Here is a 19,342-nt window from a genome sequence, read left to right on the forward strand (position 1 = left end):
ATGTTTAAATACATAATATATCAGTTCTCAGCAATTTTTTCAGCTTTTAAAAAAATAGGCTTTCAAAATTTTATAAAAAAATATGATAGTAAATCTGACAATGTAGTTTTATTTTTTCCACGTAATTTTAAAGACACTATAAACTATTTTATGAGAGCTTGGATTCTTCATGATTTGAGTATTGTGTTTTATTTAGTCAAATCTGGAAAGACTTTTTGTTTTGAATTTTCCAGTGACTTTGGGAAAATTCGTAATAAAAATGTTTTTTATCAATTTACTTATTTTACAAACACCTATGGTTTTGAAGACCACAGTAATTATTCATACTATTTACTTAAAAAAATAGAGGAGAATAGCTGTATTCTTTACCCAAAACCGCACGAAATCCTTTATTGGGAAAATAAAGTTTTTATGCACAAGGAATTTGAGAGACTAAATATAAATTGTCCTAAAACTACTATTGTAAATTTCAAATCAAATCTCTTAAAAATTGATAACAGTTTTCCGTTATTAATAAAAGAGCCATATGCTAATCATAGTAAAGGAATCTATTTTGTAAATAACCTTGAAGAATTAATTTCTCTTTCAAAAATTATTTTCTCTTATTCTAATTATTTCTTAGTTCAAGACCTAGTTAATATGACAAAGGATTCAAGGACGGTTGTTGTAAATGGTGAAATAGTTTACCACTACTGGAGGTCAAAAGAAAAATCCACAAATTTTAAAACAACATCAACGAGTAATGGGTCAAAGCTTGATTTTAAAGAACATTCAGAAAAAAATAAAGAAATAATTTTAGAATACACTAAAAAATTAGGTTTATCTCAAGCTGCTTATGATATAACTTTTGAAAATGATGATGAAAATAATCCACCAATTGTTCTTGAAGTTTCTTCCTCTTTTTTATTGAATCCATTACCTGATAAGAAATTTATAAACTTACCTTATAAAATTTATAAAAATTCACCTATAAAGTTTGGTTCAGAAAGAGCTAAACAAATGCTAGATTTTAAATTTAATAAATTAAACAATGAAAAAAATAAAACCATATAGTTTAGTTTCACAAAAAACTTGGGAATTACTTCCAGAAAAATCACATAAATTAGATTGGAATGAAGGTGATTTTAATTTGATTGAAGAAGTTAAAAATGATTTAGTGAATTTCATTAAAGATAAACCACTTAATTGGTATCCAAATTTACTCGATCATTCAGTGATTTCTGGGCTTCTATTACTTGAAAATAACAAGATAAACAGAGATATGATTCAGTATTTTGCGGGATCTGATTCAATTCATAGAACTATTGTAAATTGTTTTTTAAAAGAAAATGATAAAGTTTTAATTATTAAACCATCTTATGATAATTTTAGATATTTATGTGAAGTAAATGGAGTCCAGGTTGAGTATTTTAAATTAAAGGATGATGGTCTTATTAATTTTGAATTATTAGGCAAAGCTATTTCTAACGATATTAAACTTGTTTATTTTGTGAATCCTAATAATCCAACAGGAATAGCTTATCCTATTGATGACCTTAATGAGATCATTAAAAAGAAATTAGATACATATTTTTTAATAGATGAAGCGTATTCAGATTTTTGGGGACATACAATGGTTGATTCTATAAATGAACACATAAATGTTATTGTAACCAAAACAATGTCTAAGTCTTTTGGTCTTGCTGGCTTCAGATTTGGTTATTGTGTAGCATCTAAAGATTTAATAGATTTAATTAACTATTTCAGAAATCCAAAGGATATAAATACTCTTTCTTTAGTTGCTGTAAAATCTACTATCAAGCATATTGATAAAGTTCGCGAATATATCACTGAAGTTAGACTAGAAAGAGAGAAGTTACGAAAATTGATAGAAAATTTTTCTTGGATAACTAGCCCTTTTGATTCAAAAACAAATTTTTTGTTGATGAAATTAGAGACTAAAAAATTAAAAATTAAATTTATTAATCACCTAACTGTTGATAATATTTTTGTTAGAGATTTTAATGATCTCTTTGAATCAGATTCTTATTTAAGGATCTCAATAGGTAATTCTATTACAATGAAGCGATTATCAGAATCTATAATTAAATTTTCTAATTCTTTATGAAAAAAACACCTACTATATTAATTACAGGAGTAGCTGGATTTATAGGCATGCATTCAGCTATACGTTATCTTAAAGAGGGTTTTGATGTTATTGGCATAGATAATATTAATAATTATTACTCTATTAAATTAAAAAACGATAGGATAGATAATATTTTACAATCTTCCAATAATTTGAAAAACACTTTTGAATTTATTAGGGCAGATTTAAATTCTGATGTTTGGATTGATCTAAGTAAAAAAAGTATAGATATCGTCTTGCATCTTGCTGCTCAGGCAGGCGTAAGATATAGTATTGAAAATCCAACTGCGTATTTAGAGTCGAATATCTTAGGTTTTCAAAAAGTTCTTGATTTTGTCACAAGTAATTCAATAAGCAAATTCCTCTATGCAAGTAGTAGTTCTGTATATGGAAAAGACTCTCCACAACCTTTTAATGAATCTTCGGTTTGTTCTTCACCTGAGAGTTATTATGCAGCGACTAAAAGATCTAATGAGTTAATGGCATATACGTATTGGAAAACTAGAGGCTTAAAATCTTTAGGAATGCGATTTTTTACAGTTTACGGTTCTTGGGGGAGACCAGATATGGCTCCAATGTTATTTGCTAAAGCAGCAATTAACAATGACAACATTCAAGTATTTAATCATGGTAATCAAAAAAGAGATTTCACACATGTAAGTGATATTGTAGATAGTGTTTTTTTACTATCGAATTGTTTTAATGAGAAAATTCATAAAGCTGAACTAGTAAATATAGGCAATGGTAGTCCAACTAAGTTACTTGATTTCATATCAACTATAGAAAAACAGATTAGTCTAAAACTTAGAAAAGATTTTATTGATGCACAATTGGGAGATGTAGAAGAAACATATGCAGACGATACTAAACTTAAATTATTAACTGGTGAAAGACCTAAGAAAGGTTTAGATGAAGGTATTTCCGAATTTTTAATATGGTACAAAAAATATTATGAGAATTTTAATAATTGAAAATGGTTACAAGGATCTAGTTAATTCTAGATTTCCTTTAGGTAGTTACTTAGAACAAAATGGTAACACAGTCATTTATGCATGTCCAAATCCGGAAAAAGATTCTGAAGTATTGAGTCTTAATGTAAGTCGTAATAAAACTTCATTTTTTTTATTAGTTAGTAGTATTCTAAAGTTAATTAGAATTGAAAAAAATAAGAAGGTTGATACTGTTGTATCTTTTAGATTTACATCTAATTTATTAAATTACTTTTCTTCTTTCTTTGGGATAAAAAAAAAGAGAATTGGGGTAATTACTGGTTTAGGCATAGCTTTTGTTTCTAACACCACAAAAAATAAAATTCTTCAAACTATAATAACCCTTTTTTATAATTTAGCTAAAAAAAGGTTAATTATTGTAGCGCAAAACCCTGATGATTTGTTAGATTTGGGTATTTCTAGAGGCCATGTTATTCTTGGTAGTGGTATAAGTGGTCCGAAATATCAAAATTTATTAGCTAAGGATTCACAAACTTTAAATTTGCTTTTTGTTGGTAGATTATTGAAATCGAAAGGAATTGTATCTGCAGTAGATGTTATTAAAAAACTACAATTAAGAAATAATAAAATTAAACTAATTATTGCAGGATATATAGACCCTAATAATCCTGACTCTGTATCTAATGATTATCTTGAAGAAATAAAAACAAGTCAAGGTGTTGAATATTTAAGTTATGTAGAAAACATGAATGAAGTGTATTCAAGATCTGATATTTTATTATTTCCTAGTGTTTATAGAGAAGGAGTTCCAAGAACGATTATTGAGTCATTGAGTTATGGACTTACCATAATTACCAAGGACATGCCAGGTTGCAGGGAGACTGTTTTAAATAATGGAATTATAACAAAAAATAATTTCACTGAAGAAGCTGTAAATTATATTGAAACTCTAACAGACATGAAAATATCATCAAATAAACAAGAATCAATAAGTCTTTTTAAAACTAAGTTTTCAGAGAAAGTAATATTTCCAAAATATTCAAAAATAATAATAGATAAATAATTATTAACTTTAAATTAGTTTTTAATTACAATTCAAAACTTAGTAGACATGCCATTCGATCAAAATTCAGCAAAGAAAGCAGGAAAAAAATCTAAAAGAGGCCCTGCTAGAAAAGAAGGACCTTCCATTAAGGAAAAGATGGAGTTATTGTATGAAAAAGTATTAGATGATTTGTTGGTAAACCAAGATAAACTTACCAAAACAGAACGCGTAAAACTTTTTGTGACGCTATCTAATTATATTTTTCCTAAGACCAAGTCTGTACGAGATAAATTTACTTTAGATAAATTGAAAGAAGATAAAGATGATTGGCATGCTATTGATCCTACCAAATAACTCCCGCCTGCTGCATAAATAAATCTGCCAATGCATCTTTGTTTTGATGCGTTCCAATATAGGTCAGAAAAGTACTCTCCTTAGAATGCCCTGTAATATTCATAAGTAGTGGTGTTTCAATTTTACCATAATAGTTAGATGCAAAAGAACGCCTCATAATATGTGAGGTTACAAATTCATACTTCGGCGCATCTACAATTTCCTTCCGTCTTGTCTTCGGGTTGTTCTTAAACCCACTTACCAAATCTTCTATTCCTGCCAACTTACAAAGTGCTTTAATCTGTTTATTAAATACCACTTGTGAAACTCTTCTCGGGAATTCATTCTCTAATAGTTTAATAACCAAAGAATCTGCCACACCAACTGTCACCGCCTTTTTAGTCTTTTGTTGTATAATATCTATATACAAGCCAGTAGGTGCTTTTCTAAGATTATCCGGGCTCAACTTTAATAGATCTGAGACTCGCTGCCCTATGCACAAACCAATCAATAACCAATTATAACTATCTGTATATTCTTCTGGGATATGCTGTAATCCCTTTAATCCCTTTATCTCTGATGGATTTAAAATATGAAGAATTCGATCGGAATTTTTCTGTTTAAAAGATTCTATATAATTAGAGTAGGGGTGCACTTCTAAACCACTTTTCTCAGCATCTCTCAAAATAATCTTCAATAATTTTAAGAGCTGGCCGCAGTAATTATCGCTATACTGCTGTTCAATTTTCAGAAAACGGGTAAAAGATTCGGCAGTATATTTATCTATAGAGTTCAAATACAGTTTCTCAGATTTCTCAAATTCATACTTTTTTACAATCCGAAACAAAGATTTATAAGTCCGAATTGTATTGTGTGCCAAACCCACCGTTCCATATCCTTGAACTCTTTTTGTGGCTGAATTGGAAATAAAATGATCTAAATAGTCTAAAAATAAGACAGATTTTTCTACTTTTATGGGTGTCTTATGTGTCTTTATTTGTGGTTTTTATAGAAATTAACGTGCATATAACGTATGTTATTTTAATTATTTAACATGAATATAACTTGTGTATATTTATAATTTAACAAAATATGAGCTAAATTATAACAAATTGTACTACTTAAATATACGTTATTTATTTAAAATATAAAAGTTAAACATCACATTATAAAGGAGTTATAGTTATTTATTTTTGAAAAGACTACGGACTGTAGTCTCAATTAATTTATAACTAACTGATATTCAGTAATTAAATTTTTTAAAACTCTTAAATTGCCATGAAACGGCCATGAGATTTTGAAATTTTCAGGTTTTTTGCGGGTTGTGATCACCTTTATCCTCCATTCCCCAATCTCCTCAATCGTTCCATAAACACATCAGCAACAGCGTCTTTATTTGGGTTCTCCCCAATATAACTTAAAAAGGTGCTTTCCCTTGAGTGCCCTGTGATTTCCATTAAAATAGGAGTTTCAATCTTTCCAAAATAATTGGTTGCAAAAGATCTTCTCATGGTGTGTGATGTAATTAATTCATATTTTGGATACATCCCAAATACTATCCTTTTTGTTACTGAACTCATCTTATTTCCTTTGATGACTTGATTAATACCAGCCAATCGACACAACTCCTTAATTTTTTTATTAAAAACGGATGCATTGGTTTTTTGTGGAAAATCTCTTCTTAGAAATTCCAGGACTGTAGGATCAATAATACCAACAGTGATTGACTTTTTTGTTTTGATTTGAATAAGATCTAAATACATTCCTCCTCTAGGTGCTTGTCTTAAATTTTGAGGGGTTATTTTTAGTACATCTGAGATTCTTTGTCCAATATTCAAGCCCAATAAAAACCACTTTCTAATATTTTCCAATTCACATGGAAGGTCTACTAATTCTTTTAGTTTGTTTATTTCATTTAGATTGAGCGTCACAATAATCCTGTCAATTTTTCTTTGACGATAACTTTCTATATAGTGACAATAATCATGAATTTGTTCGCCACCCCTTTCTGCCTCTTTACAAATTGATTTTAGTAGTTTCAATAATTGACCTTGATAATTCACAGAGTATTTTTGAAGCTGTATCATCCAATGGATAAACTGTTGCAGAATGTCTTTGTTCAATTCAGTTAAATGAACCGTTCCCCCAATATGATTTTCGAAGTCATCCCAAATTCTCCTCAGTGATTTATAACTTCTGACAGAGTTGTCGGAGAGACCAATATTGCCTGATCCTTTCACTTTTTTATAGGGTGAATTTCGTATGAAATAATCGATTTGAAATAAGACACTATTTGAATTCATTACAATTCTATTTGTATAAATTTTGCTACCACCGGTAGTAAACATCAATACTAAATGTTGGTTTTATTGATTATTGTTGTTGGAAAGCACCACCTTTAATTCCTCATTGTTTAAAAATGGAATAACAGGTCCCCAAACTCCATTTTTTCTGTATCCAACTTCTCGTACAATTTTACTGGGTATAATTAACCCTTGGTAAGTGAATTCATCTGAAATTTCAGCAAAAGTATAGTCAATATGAGTATGGTTCTTATTTATATTCCAAGCGTGATATACTTGATGTAGTGTTTTTTTGTTTGTAGCTATTCCTTCAACATACAGGTGATTTTCATTTAATCGATTAGATGAGTTGCCGAAGCAGTTCCCAAATTTTATTTTTCTTCGGTCAACCTTGCAGGTATTGATTTCTATTTCATTGAGGTTAATTGGATTGATTAGGTTGAAATAAAAACAGGTCAAGGAATTAATTCCTAAAATTTCATCTTCAACACCTCTGTTAAATCCACTAATTATTTCACTTTTAATATGTTTCAAATTCTCCATTATCTTGTTTATTATTAATATTTATTCAAAATCTCATTTATAATGATTTCATCATCAGTAGAAATTATGTATCTAATACGCTGTAGTTTCTTAATTTTTTCTTCCCAATCGAGATCTAAAAGTGATTTTGGTTTAGGCTTGCATCCAAATTCCTGCTCGTAACGTTCTTCGTATTCTTTTTCAAACTTTTCTTCGAGATCACTTTTTATTGATTTCATCAATTCTGCATCCCTCGATGCTTGTTCTTGCCTTAAGATTAATTCTTTCTCTTGATCCAATTCAAGACGTCTATTGTATTTTCTATCTCTTGACTCTTTGGTTTCAATTGCGGTTTGATAGACAGGGAGAATTCCTTTTCCAGATTCTAAAAGATCAAATAATTTTAACTTGGAACCCTCTGAAGTCTCATCGACCTCATGTATTTTAAGCAGCCGTTTAAGAGAGGAAACTGAAAGATTGAAATGTAGAACAGTTCTTGCCAGATCGTATCGATCTTTTGCTACTTCATCAAAATTATCGATATCGTTTTTGATTGGTGATTCTGTTCGTTTTTTGCCTTGTGAATTTCCAATCCGATCCAAAATGTAACTGGCTGCTACAGCAACTTCTTTATAAGATCTTTTAATTGTAGTGTTTCGGATTATTGAATCCAGAAAAATGTCAGATTCAATAGGTGAGGTTTCAATGACTGGAACTGATATAATACCGATATCACATGCAGCTTTATAGCGAGAATGCCCATGAATGATGTACAATCTATTATTTTCTTTTACAATTCTTATCGGATCCAAAACTCCAAATTCCTTTATTGAAGGAATAAGTTTTTTGTAAGCCTCTTCATTTTTTATCCCATTTTTTTCTAAAATGGGATGTATTGATAATGAGCTAATTTTTTTATGCTCTATTTTATAGTTCATAGTTAAACGAATTAACTATATCGAGTCGATCAAATCGACAAGTTTATTTTCCCAAAATGGGAACATTAAAAACATAAAGAAAAAAAAATTAAGAATCAAGGGGGGTGAACTTTAGGTCTCACGACCTGAAGTTTAGTAAGGGTTTACATATCCAAAATATTTCGATATATTTTCTAATATGATAGACAAAACATATCCAATTACCATAGACTCCACAACTTTAACAGAGAAACCAGGGTGGTCGATCCGTTCTCACATAAATAAAAGACTCAACAAAAACACAGATGTAACAATAGATCAGTTTTCTAATGTAGTTGCACCTCCTAATTCGTTTACGTGGTCACCAGGTATCTTTAATGGCACTCCCTCAAATGATAATTGGAGTAGTCAATCAATATTTGCATTAGATTTTGATGATGGAGAGTTATCAATAAAAGAAGTTTATCATCGTCTACATTCCTATGAAATTAAACCACAGCTATGGTATGAGACGTTTTCATCTTCTGAAACTTTAATTAAGTTTAGAGTAGTACTCTTTTTAGATTATCCTGTAACTAATCCCAAAATCCACAAGTTAATTTCATTGGGTTTACTAAAGTTGTTTCCTGAAGCAGACCAAAGTTGCAAGGATCAGGCACGATATTATTTTGGGGGAAGTTTAGCTACTGTTACCTCTCACTCTCCAATTAGGTTGTCTCATTTAATTTTTATTAGTTCAACAATTCTATGTGCTGGAGATAGTATGAGGACTAGATCCCTACCAATAAAGGATATCAACTCTACTATAGTAGAAACTGCACCAAAATGGGAACTCTTATATAATAACTATAAGAACTACCATTCTGGAGCACAGTTTAACACTAGTAATAATTATCCCCCCTCCTACGACTATAATAGGGGCGAACTTCAAAAAGTCGATTTTGACAAATCGTCTCGAAACATTAGAATATTTAGAGAGTTTTTAAAAGGAAAATGGTTAACACACATGGAACTATTTGGATTGGCACGAAATCTACATTACGTAAATGGTGGGTTTAAACTGATGAATAAGATGATGATTAAATTTAATTCAAAGGGTGTTACTGATTACACTCCAAATAACTTTGCCATTTTAACTTATATAAAAAAGGTTCAATATCCTCCTCAACCCATTGGTGAGTTTTCTCCATACCCTGAAGATTCTGATCTTCAAGATTTCATCTCTGAGTCAATCGATAAGCGAGGTAAAATAAAAGTGATTGAGTCCTCAAATCCTATTCCATTAGTAGATGCAGAAGAGAAGTTTGAAAAAGAGTTTGATCGTGTAGTTAACGACGATAAAGTCGATAGTGTTTATCTATTTAGAGTCCCTACATCATTAGGAAAAACAGAAATAATAACAAGTGTTCATGCTACTATTGCAGCACCTACAAATGACCTTAAAAACGAAATCGGTGGTAGAATGAAAGTTAATTACAAGACTACTCCTGACTCTATTATATTTGAGAATTCATCGATTAATAATCAAATGAATTATTACTATTCGATTGGTCTCCCTAACAAATCAATTGAGGTTCTTTATTCAATTGTTAACCCCAAAAATAAGGATCAATATTCTAAGAAAGATATAGAGAATGCAAACTCATATATTAATGTGATGAGGGACTGTTATACAACAACTTCATCACTTCTCACTACACATAAAAGAGCAATTCATTCTACATTTTCTAATGACACTATCGTGTTTGACGAAGATCCACTTAAATCTCTTATTGATATCAAATCATTTAAAATATCTGATCTGTTTTCTATTAATATAATTGTAAAAAGTAAAGAATTAGAATTTATTATCAAGTCACTCATGGATACTCCCATTATGGAAATTCGTTCTACGCCGATCTTTAATCTCGACCTTGATCAACTTATTAAAGAGGTTTCACAATTATCCCATGAAACTCTAAAATCTAATCTATTTGACTTTTTTAGTAGTTCATTCTATGTTCGTGATACACATAAACCAGATATTGTCCATTATGTTGTTAAAAGGGATCTCCTACGAGATAAAAAAACAATCATTCTCTCTGCCACAGCACCTATCAATTTATATAAACGTCTCTTTGGTGATCGTCTTGAAGTCATTGATATATCAGAAGTTCAACAAAAAGGAAGGATAATTCAATATACCACTAAATCTTACTCCAGAAACTCCTTAAATAAAAACACAAAAGATATTGTAAGTAGAGTAGGTGACACTCCTGTAATCACATTTAAATCGTATCAAAACCACTTTTCAAACCCAACAAATATGTGGTTTGGAAACTGTAGTGGTTACGATGAATTAAAGGGAAAAGACATTGCGGTGGTGGGAACCCCACATATAAATAATGTGGTGTATTTTTTAACAGCAAAGGTTTTAGGCATAGAGTTTAAAACTTCGGATCTGACTATGTCATATCAAAAGGTAATCTATAATGGATTTGAATTTAAGTTCAATTGTTTTGATAATGAAAGTTTAAGAATGATTCAATTTTCATACATTGAATCTGATCTAATTCAGGCGGTGGGCAGAGCACGTACTCTTAGAACTGATGCAAAGGTAGACTTATATTCAAATTACCCTTTGATAATAAGTTCAAAGTTTATGTTCTAATAAAAATCATCAACTGTCTGACATATTTTGAATTTCATGATATTTATAGAGAAACACAGTTATGAAAGAGAAAAAGTCAAAAAGAGTAATCGTTCGAATAACCGAGAGACAATTCAATAATTTGATGGAGTGCGTTATAGATGAACAAATAAAAATTTCAGATATTCTAAGAGAATCTATAGTAGATAAACTTCAAAAACTAAGGAAAGATGATAAAAGGAAAAAATAATTTAAACTATGAGTATTATAACCAATACCTGATCAATTGTGGGTCTAATAATCCACCTAATATGGAGTTATTAAATGATTTTTTAAAAGAAAAATTAAATATGTTGTCCGAACACGAAATAGAACCATCTAATGTGATTTTACTGAATGAATTGGTAGTTTTTTGTCGTAATAAATTTGACAGTTAAAAGACACAAAGCACCCACAGGAATAATTATTAATTCTCGATTGTATCTGCTGAGTAATTGATTTTGAATAACGTAGTAAATTAAATCTAATTGGCACGATTGGTTGGGGTATTGTACTATTTGTCAAATAAGAACCATTTTTAATTGTTTTTCAAATAGACCTTTGTGAGAGTTTCTCCCATAGTGTTGCAAAGAATTTCCTGCGGGTGTTGCGCCAATGAGAATTGTTCCAATTGATCATGGTAGAGTTTAGACTTAGATTCTGATGTAATTAAATAGTAATGGAAATACTCATGGATAACGGTATTGATGAGTTCTCGTCGTATTACATTGTTATCCCTATAAATTGTAATTGAATTGTTATAGAAACAATACTCCCCCGCTAAATGAGATTTACCCTCAACTAAAGTCAGTAGTGGTTTTTGTTTACGAATTGGGTATAGATCAAGGCACCAGTCCAACACATGGTCTGCCAAATGCAATTGCCAGTCTTCACCGTCACCTGTCAAGAATTTAATTAGCACAGATATCAAGTTTAAAATGAACAACCCTCCAACAACAATAAAATAAATTGTGAAAAAGGTATCCATTACATCAACTTTTTAACTTTCATTATTGTCTTTGGTGACGCATTTATTTGCTTTGCTACTTCTCGGATAGATAATCCCATTTCTAAATAGTGGACAATCCTCTTCGACTTCGATTTAGCCATGAATTTACTCATTGACTCGTTACTGTTTTTGGGACGGCCGAGAGTTCCCCCGTTCTGTAGATAGATCATTCGGCCTGTGGATGTGCGCTCCTTTATATTTTCCAACTCCATCTCATAAAGCGAGCTCATCGTTGCAGATAAAATCTTCCACACAGGATTCCTTTTACCATTTGGTCTCGATTCAACTCCAAGGTTTCTAATTCTAACATTCACCTCGTACTGATCCAACCAATCGAGTGTAGAAATTACGTCGCCAGTATTTCTTCCAAGACGCGAGAACTCCTCTACTACTAATTCAGTTACTTTTCCGTCTTCGACAAGTTTAACTAATTTTTTAGCTTCAACTCGATCTCTAAAACTCACCGAGCCTGATACTTTGTCGAGAAGTGTGATATCATATCTATCGGTATCCGCTTCAAATCGATTACCTGTTTGAAGAATGGTACTCACTCTATTATACTTTACTTTCATAATCGTAGGATTTTAAATCACACATTAAAATTACCGAGAAAGTGCCGTATTGCCTAAGAGTCAGACAAACTTTAGCGCAACTTTAGCGCTTCCTTTTTTATCTTGATATAATTTCCTTGTGCGAATAACAATTAGCGAAGGATCAACGTCACGGGAGAGTTCCCTGTCTTGAGAACGGATTATTATCTGCACGAGATAATCAGTAATTATTGAAGGGCAGGTGACACTGTGGATTATTATCCACACACCCATGGGGGGCTTCCTCCACCATCTCCCCTGGGAAGCCCCCTCTTATATAAGATAAAATCGACTTTCTTAGATGGGGGTCAGACCTGTAATTCAGATTTTTACCAATTTTTACCTAAAATCGACTTTTTTAAAAAATAAATTTTTACAGTTTTTTTGGTAAAAAGGATCTTTTTTTTTGTGGGGGTAATAACTAAAATGAAAATTTTGGCATTTTTTCACCAGAAATTCAAATTTTTATGCCTCAAGTATGATAATATTACTTTTTAAAACTCAACTGAACCAGTTTTTCTTTGTACCAGTTTTTATCTGTTACCCTTTTGAACAACCAAACTCGATACTCTTTATATTTGAGGGACTTATAAATAATGCCTAATCTACTTTTTAAGAATAAATAAGTCTTAATGCGTTTGTGTCGTCTTTTTGTTGTTTTACTGTTGGTAAACTGATTATTAAAAACACTTAAATAGGAAGCTGTCATTTTTGTGTTATTGTGTTCTAAACTATCTACCTTGTTAAAAATCTCATAGCAAGCTGCTAAAAAACAATTTAAAGGATTGGTTAGTTCATCTAATGTATTAACTGAAATTTTTGCATTCGTTTTTTTAGATAATAAAAAAACATCATAAGCATTTCTTAAAGCCATCGTCTTATAATCAAAACCATGGTCGTTTATCTGATTCGCTATGATAGATAAATTTAATTTGTTTGCATAACTCAAAACTCTAACTTCATTGATTACTTGGGAATCTTTTTCCACAACACTGTAATTAAATTCTTTTCTGTATTTTTCTATTCCTAATATTTCTGAGTGAATTTCTATAGCAGCAATGTTATTTTCTTTTTGAAGTCTTCCGTAGTGTTTATCATATGGAAAGTAGTACTCATATTTAGTCACTTCAGAATAACCAAAATCTCTTAAAATAGTAATTGCTATGGGATAGTCTTCTTTTGAGAAAATAAAATCAATATCTCCAACCATACGCTCAGCAACATCATCATAGATTCCTGCTAATAGATTCCCCGTTCCTTTTAAAAATATTGGTGTAATGTTGTTAGCTAACAACAGGATATTTAATTCTTTGGCTTGAGTGATGATTTCCTCGTTACGCTCTCTATTTAATTTGGTAATATGTTCCATGTAAGTAACTAACTCTTCAGGTAAATAGTGTAAAAAGTTAGCCCTTTGCAAATTACAATACAATGCAGGAAACACATAATGAGTAGTACTTACTTTTACAACCGCATCCCAATCTATATTATTTGATTGCAACTGTTTTTCAATTGCTTCCTTATTCCTGTCCTCCACAGAAATAGTCAAACATTTGGCAATAAAAAATAGCGTTTCTTTATAATTCAATGATATTAGTTTTTGTTAAATGTTTTTTACTTTCTTAAGATTGGTCTATTATTAAAAAAACCTCACTAGAATCTTGGGGGAATATATAAAATTTAAATGAATTACTATTTTGACAAAATATCAAATAATTCGTGATTACTATAGTAATTCGTAACGCCTAATTTTTTTATGATCTGTTTATTGAACGTAATAATTACATCCATTAGTATAATAAAGGTAAATTTTTAGTATATTTACCCTCGTTAAGATTACGTGAGTAATATGTACCCTTATTTAAAATGACAAAATTTAATAGAAAAATACCTTACAATAGTTTACCAATATTACCTCCTAGAACAAATTTAGAAACTACTAAAGTGTTACGCAAGACTATTGATGCTAGTAGAGCGCTAGCAAAACTTAATGGTATGCTTACCAATTTACCAAATCCAACGTTGTTTTTGGATACGATTCATTTACAAGAGGCGAAAGCAAGTTCAGAAATAGAGAATATCATCACAACAAATGATGATTTATATAGATCTTTAGTAGCAGACAAAAAGTTTGATAATCCAGCTACAAAAGAAGTCATAAGCTATAAAGAAGCACTTTGGAATGGTTTACAACAAATAGAAACTCGACCTTTTATAAGTACAAACTTATGTGTTGAAATTGTACAAAGCATTAAAAAAAATACTGCAGGTATTAGAACAACGCCAGGAACTGCTTTGAAAAATACGAATGGTGAAACCATTTACACACCACCTTCAGGGGAAGCTATTATAAGAGAAAAGTTACATAATCTCGAAACTTTTATAAATGATGACGATGCTATTGATCCATTAATTAAAATGGCTTTAATGCATTATCAATTTGAAGCGATACACCCTTTTAGTGATGGTAATGGTAGAACAGGACGCATATTGTTGTTATTATATCTAAAACTCGAAAAACTGTTGGATACACCTGCTATTTATTTAAGTGAATATATCATTAAAAATAAGATGGATTATTATACGAAACTGAGAAAGGTAACTGAAAATAATGATTGGGAAGGGTGGATACTTTACATGCTTGAAATGGTTGAATATACAGCTAATAAAGGACTAGAACGCTTAAAAAATGTTACTTCATTAATGGATCAAATGGCAACAGAGATTAAGGAAACAATCCCTAAAGTATATACTAAAGAATTGGTTGAAATACTATTTAGATTGCCTTACACGAAACGACAGTTTTTAATTGATGCTAAATTAGGAACACCAAAAACCGTAGGTAATTATTTAATGGAATTAGAAAAATATGGTTTTTTGATAGCTGAAAAAGTGGGTAAAGAAAAATTATATCTCAATCATAAATTAATGAGTATACTGGAAACCTCTTAACTATATTAGGTCGCCACTTTTTCAAAAAAGAATTGAAATAGTATGTAATTATTTCCTGTACTAGTCTACTATTAAAAAATCCTGTAAAAGTCTTTTAGAACCTTTAGTAAATATGTGAAATTTATCTGAATTATCATTATGTATAGAGAAATCAATTTTCTTTACAAAATAAAGGTGATATGATCAAATAACTCAGTAAGCTTATCAATTCGAAAACTCATGTAATGTTTTAAGGAGTATTTATATGGATGAAATACATTTTTGTTTTAGTTCTCTAAAATTTTAATACATTAGTAGTACATCTAAAACCTTTTTTAGAAAAATACTATTCTATGAACTACTTACTGCTTTTAGCCATATTAATTTTGAGTTCTTACATGTATTATACACTAGCAGAAAAATACAATTTGAAGGCAACTTTAACTACTAGAAGCCTTCATAAGAAACCAACAGTAGTTGGTATCGGTATTCTTTTTGTGATAGCAATTTTCTACTTTTTTTTTACCAATAGTTACCAATTCCCATATTTAACTGGTGCTATTGCATTGATAGCTTCCATTAGTCTATTGGATGATTTTTTTAAACTTTCTGCCTTTTTCAGAATTTTTATCCATGTAATTGTTACTGTGCTAGTTTTTTATCAGCTATTTAATGGTATTCACCTAAACGCTTTGTTTATAGTGTTTTTACTATTAGGAATTGGTAGTGTAAATACGTATAATTTTATGGATGGCGTAAACGGTATGTTGGGTTTTAATGCAATTATTACCATTGCTACCTTTCTTACAATCAATTATTTTGAAACACTAGTTCCTCAAAATTTATTAGTTTATGTGTTAGTAGCATTGCTAGTATTTGGTTTTTTTAATTTTAGAAAACATGCCCTCGCTTTTTCTGGAGATGTTGGTAGTACCGTAATGGGTATTTTTGTCTTTTTTTTAATGTTACTTTTTTCTTTCAAACTAAACGCACTGATTTTTTTAGCAATGATATTGGTTTTTTTCATAGATACTTTTTGTACTTTTTGTTACCGACTTTTTGTTACCAAAGAAAATTTATTTTTGGCTCATAAACATCATTTGTACGAAAAATCAGTGGAAACCTTAGGAGTATCTCATTTAAAAATAGCATTTATATATGCATTTTTACAGTTGGTAATTAACTGCATTGTTTACTATTCTTACAAGCTTTCAACTGAGTATCAAGTTTTAATACTCTTAGGAATTTCCTCTCTCGGCGTTCTTGGCTATTTCTATTTTTTTCAAAAACTAAAAAAGCTACATTTGTAAAATGTCTAAAAGAATAGCACTTTCTAATTTTTCTACTGAGAATACAAGTTTACAAGTAAGTCTCTCCCAAAACGCAATTTCTTTGTTTGAAGATGAACTAGAAAATTATTTAGGAGAAAATGTATTGGTAACGGCCTTAAACTCTGGCACTGCAGCTATTCATATTGCATTACAATTATTAGATGTATGTAAAGGAGACCCTATTATATGTCAATCATTTACCTATATAGCTACTGTAAACCCGGTGATGTATTTGAACGCTACACCAATTTTTGTCGATAGTGAAAAAGATACTTGGAATATGTGTCCTGTTCGTTTAGAGGAAGCTATTTGTAGTAGTATAAAGTCTGGTAACAAGCCAAAAGCAATTTTATTTGTTCATACATACGGAATGCCTGCAAAAATGAATGAAATAATTCAAGTAGCAAAAAAGTACTCCATTCCCTTAGTAGAAGATGCTGCAGAAGCTTTAGGATCTGAATATGATGGACAGAAATGTGGAACTTTCGGAGATTTTGGTATTTTATCTTTTAACAATAATAAAATAATAACCACTTTTGGAGGTGGTGCGCTTGTGTGTAAAAGTAAAAAAAATGAAAGAAAAAGCAATTTTTTTAGCAACACAAGCAAGAAACAATAAAACATTTTACGAGCATTCCAAGGTGGGCTACAACTATAGAATGAATTCTTTAGCCGCCAGTTTTGGGCTGAATCAGTTTCCGTTTTTACAAAAGTATATTTCTGGAAGAAGGAAAATGAATCAATTTTATAAGAATATTTTTGATGATAAACCAGGAGTTTCAGTATTTACAGAAAGTACAGATTTAGCATTTTCAAACCATTGGCTAACTTGTATTTTAATAGACGAAAATACATCAAAAGTAAACTGTAATGACATCAAAGAGGCTTTTGTGAAAAATAACATAGAATATAGGCCATTATGGAACCCCATGCATTTACAACCATTATTTAAAACAAACACTTTTTTTGGAGAAGAAGTATCGAAACAACTTTTTAAATATGGTCTTTGCTTGCCATCTAATGTAAATTATTCTACTTTAGAGTTAGCAAAAATTAAAAAAGTAATAAATGATTTATTTTTATAAGTAATCGATTTAATTACTAACTAAGTTCAATGCGGATGTTAAAAAAAAGAAATGTTTTAATTTATGGAGATGTAACTTCTCCCGATATTATTTGCGAGCAGTTACGTCTAATAGATGATGCCAAATATGTTGTTGTCGGAGTTGTTTTTGATACTTTCAATATCAAAACTGGTCCAAATAATTTTAAAACCTTTTCAATAGAAAGTATAAATTTAGATTTTGTTCATAGATTTTCAATAGAACAATTTATCTATAACGAAGAAATAACTTCTAGTCAGCTAATTAAAATTGCTCATAAATGCAATCAGTTGCATATCGAGTTAAGACTATTACCTAATAATAAAAGCACAATAGCAGACAATATTTTATCGGAACTACTACTAGAACGTAAAGAATCTATTTCTGATAGTCTGGTAATTGAAGATGTTTTTATCAACAAAACCATCTTAGTAACTGGTGCTGCAGGTTCTATAGAAAGCGAAATTTCTAGGCAATTATCAGTATATCAATTAACACAGTTGGTCTTGGTAGATCAAGCAGAGTCTGCGCTCTATGACTTACAACAAGAGTTGGTACAAAACGGAATTACAAACTTTATAACTTTGGTAGCAGATGTTAGAGATGAAAAACGAATGGAAGAAATTTTTACAACGTACCAACCTAATAGAGTATTTCATGCTGCAGCATACAAACATGTGCCATTAATGGAGCAAAGTCCTTATGAAGCACTTAAAATAAATATTTTAGGCACAAAGTTAGTGGCAGATTTATCTGTTAAATGCAAGGTAGAAGGCTTTGTTATGGTTTCTACCGACAAAGCAGTGAATCCTACCAATGTAATGGGAGCAACCAAAAGAGTAGCAGAAATGTATATTGGTTGTTTAAGTAAACAGCATAAAGCAACAAAATTTACTATTACCCGTTTCGGAAATGTGTTGGGTTCTAATGGTTCTGTAATTCCATTGTTTAAAAAGCAAATAGAAAACGGTGGCCCTTTAACAGTAACACACAAAGATATTACACGCTATTTTATGACCATACCCGAAGCTTGTAGACTCGTTTTAGAAGCAGGAACTATGGGTGTAGGTGGAGAGATTTATATTTTTGATATGGGAAAATCTGTTAAGATTTTTGATATGGCCAAGCGTATGATTTCTCTTTCTGGACTCAAATATCCAGATGATATAGATATTGAAATTACAGGGCTAAGACCTGGCGAAAAGCTATTTGAAGAGCTTTTAGCAGACGGAGAAAATACCACTAAAACATACCACGAAAAGATTTTAATTGCAAAATCTGAAGAAATAAATGAGACTTTCGTTATTTCTAAGATAAACACCCTATACAAGCAGTGTAAAACACTAACCAATCTAGAAATTGTAAAAAATATAAAAGAATTGGTGCCAGAATACCTTTCTCAGAATTCTGAATACGAGAATTTAGACGTTTAACACGTATTTTTTTTTACGCAAACGATTGAAGTTTCACAAGCTGTTGCTTGTTCTTTTTTCTTATGCTATATTTGATTAA

Annotated in this window: 18 protein-coding genes; 11 read left to right on the forward strand and 7 right to left on the reverse strand. The window is 30.4% G+C overall.

Features of this window, described 5'->3' with window-relative positions; translation table 11 throughout:
- From WHD54_RS09715 to WHD54_RS09735, 5 genes are read left to right on the forward strand one after another with little or no spacing between them, the layout of a single operon-like run.
- Positions 1 to 1,053 carry an ATP-grasp domain-containing protein gene (locus tag WHD54_RS09715; RefSeq protein WP_088323613.1) on the forward strand — a complete coding sequence of 351 codons (1,053 nt, stop codon included), beginning with the start codon at positions 1 to 3 and terminating at the stop codon, positions 1,051 to 1,053.
- Complete coding sequence (locus WHD54_RS09720) at positions 1,031 to 2,107, forward strand: pyridoxal phosphate-dependent aminotransferase (protein WP_088323612.1); 1,077 nt, start codon at positions 1,031 to 1,033, stop codon at positions 2,105 to 2,107. Before WHD54_RS09715 ends, WHD54_RS09720 begins: the two co-directional genes overlap by 23 nt.
- Positions 2,104 to 3,099 (forward strand): NAD-dependent epimerase/dehydratase family protein, encoded by a 996-nt coding sequence (locus tag WHD54_RS09725; RefSeq protein WP_088323611.1) that lies wholly within the window; start codon positions 2,104 to 2,106, stop codon positions 3,097 to 3,099. The genes WHD54_RS09720 and WHD54_RS09725 overlap by 4 nt, the downstream gene beginning before the upstream one ends.
- Complete coding sequence (locus tag WHD54_RS09730; RefSeq protein WP_088323610.1) at positions 3,080 to 4,141, forward strand: glycosyltransferase; 1,062 nt, start codon at positions 3,080 to 3,082, stop codon at positions 4,139 to 4,141. The genes WHD54_RS09725 and WHD54_RS09730 overlap by 20 nt, the downstream gene beginning before the upstream one ends.
- A gap of 48 nt (positions 4,142 to 4,189) precedes the next feature.
- Positions 4,190 to 4,477: a hypothetical protein gene (locus WHD54_RS09735; protein ID WP_088323609.1), complete on the forward strand. Its 288-nt coding sequence runs from the start codon at positions 4,190 to 4,192 to the stop codon at positions 4,475 to 4,477.
- Here the strand turns inward: WHD54_RS09735 and WHD54_RS09740 are convergent.
- The 4 genes from WHD54_RS09740 to WHD54_RS09755 form a co-directional block, all read right to left on the reverse strand.
- Positions 4,467 to 5,453: a phage integrase SAM-like domain-containing protein gene (locus WHD54_RS09740; protein ID WP_088323608.1), complete on the reverse strand. Its 987-nt coding sequence runs from the start codon at positions 5,451 to 5,453 to the stop codon at positions 4,467 to 4,469. The two genes, WHD54_RS09735 and WHD54_RS09740, sit on opposite strands and share 11 nt — an antisense overlap.
- A 337-nt stretch (positions 5,454 to 5,790) precedes the next feature.
- On the reverse strand, positions 5,791 to 6,759 hold the full coding sequence (locus tag WHD54_RS09745; protein WP_158211809.1) for a tyrosine-type recombinase/integrase: 969 nt from the start codon (positions 6,757 to 6,759) through the stop codon (positions 5,791 to 5,793).
- A 63-nt stretch (positions 6,760 to 6,822) separates the two neighbouring features.
- Positions 6,823 to 7,302 (reverse strand): hypothetical protein, encoded by a 480-nt coding sequence (locus tag WHD54_RS09750; RefSeq protein ID WP_088323606.1) that lies wholly within the window; start codon positions 7,300 to 7,302, stop codon positions 6,823 to 6,825.
- A 14-nt stretch (positions 7,303 to 7,316) separates the two neighbouring features.
- A complete protein-coding gene (locus WHD54_RS09755; protein WP_088323605.1) occupies positions 7,317 to 8,219 on the reverse strand; it encodes a ParB N-terminal domain-containing protein in 903 nt (300 codons plus the stop codon).
- A gap of 178 nt (positions 8,220 to 8,397) precedes the next feature.
- Between WHD54_RS09755 and WHD54_RS09760 the strand changes: the two genes are divergently transcribed.
- Positions 8,398 to 10,848 (forward strand): hypothetical protein, encoded by a 2,451-nt coding sequence (locus tag WHD54_RS09760; RefSeq protein WP_088323604.1) that lies wholly within the window; start codon positions 8,398 to 8,400, stop codon positions 10,846 to 10,848.
- A 556-nt stretch (positions 10,849 to 11,404) separates the two neighbouring features.
- On the opposite strand, the gene WHD54_RS09765 is transcribed toward WHD54_RS09760, so the two are convergent.
- The 3 genes from WHD54_RS09765 to WHD54_RS09775 form a co-directional block, all read right to left on the reverse strand.
- The gene (locus WHD54_RS09765; protein WP_088323603.1) at positions 11,405 to 11,854 is read right to left on the reverse strand and encodes a hypothetical protein; all 450 of its coding nucleotides are present in this window, start codon (positions 11,852 to 11,854) and stop codon (positions 11,405 to 11,407) included.
- The gene (locus WHD54_RS09770) at positions 11,854 to 12,447 is read right to left on the reverse strand and encodes a recombinase family protein (RefSeq protein WP_088323602.1); all 594 of its coding nucleotides are present in this window, start codon (positions 12,445 to 12,447) and stop codon (positions 11,854 to 11,856) included. Before WHD54_RS09770 ends, WHD54_RS09765 begins: the two co-directional genes overlap by 1 nt.
- Positions 12,448 to 12,952: 505 nt before the next feature.
- Positions 12,953 to 14,053, reverse strand: a complete 1,101-nt coding sequence (locus WHD54_RS09775) for a nucleotidyltransferase domain-containing protein (protein WP_088323601.1) — start codon at positions 14,051 to 14,053, stop codon at positions 12,953 to 12,955.
- A gap of 278 nt (positions 14,054 to 14,331) precedes the next feature.
- On the opposite strand from WHD54_RS09775, the gene WHD54_RS09780 reads away from it, so the two are divergent.
- The 5 genes from WHD54_RS09780 (at position 14,332) to WHD54_RS09800 (ending at position 19,263) form a co-directional block, all read left to right on the forward strand.
- Positions 14,332 to 15,417 (forward strand): Fic family protein, encoded by a 1,086-nt coding sequence (locus WHD54_RS09780; RefSeq protein WP_088323600.1) that lies wholly within the window; start codon positions 14,332 to 14,334, stop codon positions 15,415 to 15,417.
- A 332-nt stretch (positions 15,418 to 15,749) separates the two neighbouring features.
- Positions 15,750 to 16,706 (forward strand): hypothetical protein, encoded by a 957-nt coding sequence (locus tag WHD54_RS09785; protein ID WP_088323599.1) that lies wholly within the window; start codon positions 15,750 to 15,752, stop codon positions 16,704 to 16,706.
- Between the two features lies 1 nt (position 16,707).
- Positions 16,708 to 17,346 (forward strand): DegT/DnrJ/EryC1/StrS family aminotransferase, encoded by a 639-nt coding sequence (locus tag WHD54_RS09790; RefSeq protein WP_088323598.1) that lies wholly within the window; start codon positions 16,708 to 16,710, stop codon positions 17,344 to 17,346.
- The gene (locus tag WHD54_RS09795) at positions 17,300 to 17,812 is read left to right on the forward strand and encodes a DegT/DnrJ/EryC1/StrS family aminotransferase (RefSeq protein WP_088323597.1); all 513 of its coding nucleotides are present in this window, start codon (positions 17,300 to 17,302) and stop codon (positions 17,810 to 17,812) included. The genes WHD54_RS09790 and WHD54_RS09795 overlap by 47 nt, the downstream gene beginning before the upstream one ends.
- A 35-nt stretch (positions 17,813 to 17,847) precedes the next feature.
- Complete coding sequence (locus WHD54_RS09800; RefSeq protein WP_394364879.1) at positions 17,848 to 19,263, forward strand: UDP-N-acetylglucosamine 4,6-dehydratase family protein; 1,416 nt, start codon at positions 17,848 to 17,850, stop codon at positions 19,261 to 19,263.
- Positions 19,264 to 19,342 lie beyond the last annotated feature (79 nt).

Source organism: Polaribacter tangerinus (assembly GCF_038024095.1).
Classification (GTDB): Bacteria; Bacteroidota; Bacteroidia; order Flavobacteriales; family Flavobacteriaceae; genus Polaribacter; species Polaribacter tangerinus.

Excerpts from the sequence above, each read along its gene's own strand:
- WHD54_RS09715 (WP_088323613.1), top strand. The coding sequence starts at position 1 with ATGTTTAAATACATAATATATCAGTTCTCAGCAATTTTTTCAGCTTTT.
- WHD54_RS09720 (WP_088323612.1), top strand. The coding sequence starts at position 1,031 with ATGAAAAAAATAAAACCATATAGTTTAGTTTCACAAAAAACTTGGGAA.
- WHD54_RS09725 (WP_088323611.1), top strand. The coding sequence starts at position 2,104 with ATGAAAAAAACACCTACTATATTAATTACAGGAGTAGCTGGATTTATA.
- WHD54_RS09730 (WP_088323610.1), top strand. The coding sequence starts at position 3,080 with ATGAGAATTTTAATAATTGAAAATGGTTACAAGGATCTAGTTAATTCT.
- WHD54_RS09735 (WP_088323609.1), top strand. The coding sequence starts at position 4,190 with ATGCCATTCGATCAAAATTCAGCAAAGAAAGCAGGAAAAAAATCTAAA.
- WHD54_RS09745 (WP_158211809.1), bottom strand. The coding sequence starts at position 6,759 with ATGAATTCAAATAGTGTCTTATTTCAAATCGATTATTTCATACGAAAT.
- WHD54_RS09750 (WP_088323606.1), bottom strand. The coding sequence starts at position 7,302 with ATGGAGAATTTGAAACATATTAAAAGTGAAATAATTAGTGGATTTAAC.
- WHD54_RS09755 (WP_088323605.1), bottom strand. The coding sequence starts at position 8,219 with ATGAACTATAAAATAGAGCATAAAAAAATTAGCTCATTATCAATACAT.
- WHD54_RS09760 (WP_088323604.1), top strand. The coding sequence starts at position 8,398 with ATGATAGACAAAACATATCCAATTACCATAGACTCCACAACTTTAACA.
- WHD54_RS09765 (WP_088323603.1), bottom strand. The coding sequence starts at position 11,854 with ATGGATACCTTTTTCACAATTTATTTTATTGTTGTTGGAGGGTTGTTC.
- WHD54_RS09770 (WP_088323602.1), bottom strand. The coding sequence starts at position 12,447 with ATGAAAGTAAAGTATAATAGAGTGAGTACCATTCTTCAAACAGGTAAT.
- WHD54_RS09780 (WP_088323600.1), top strand. The coding sequence starts at position 14,332 with ATGACAAAATTTAATAGAAAAATACCTTACAATAGTTTACCAATATTA.
- WHD54_RS09785 (WP_088323599.1), top strand. The coding sequence starts at position 15,750 with ATGAACTACTTACTGCTTTTAGCCATATTAATTTTGAGTTCTTACATG.
- WHD54_RS09790 (WP_088323598.1), top strand. The coding sequence starts at position 16,708 with ATGTCTAAAAGAATAGCACTTTCTAATTTTTCTACTGAGAATACAAGT.
- WHD54_RS09795 (WP_088323597.1), top strand. The coding sequence starts at position 17,300 with ATGAAAGAAAAAGCAATTTTTTTAGCAACACAAGCAAGAAACAATAAA.
- WHD54_RS09800 (WP_394364879.1), top strand. The coding sequence starts at position 17,848 with ATGTTAAAAAAAAGAAATGTTTTAATTTATGGAGATGTAACTTCTCCC.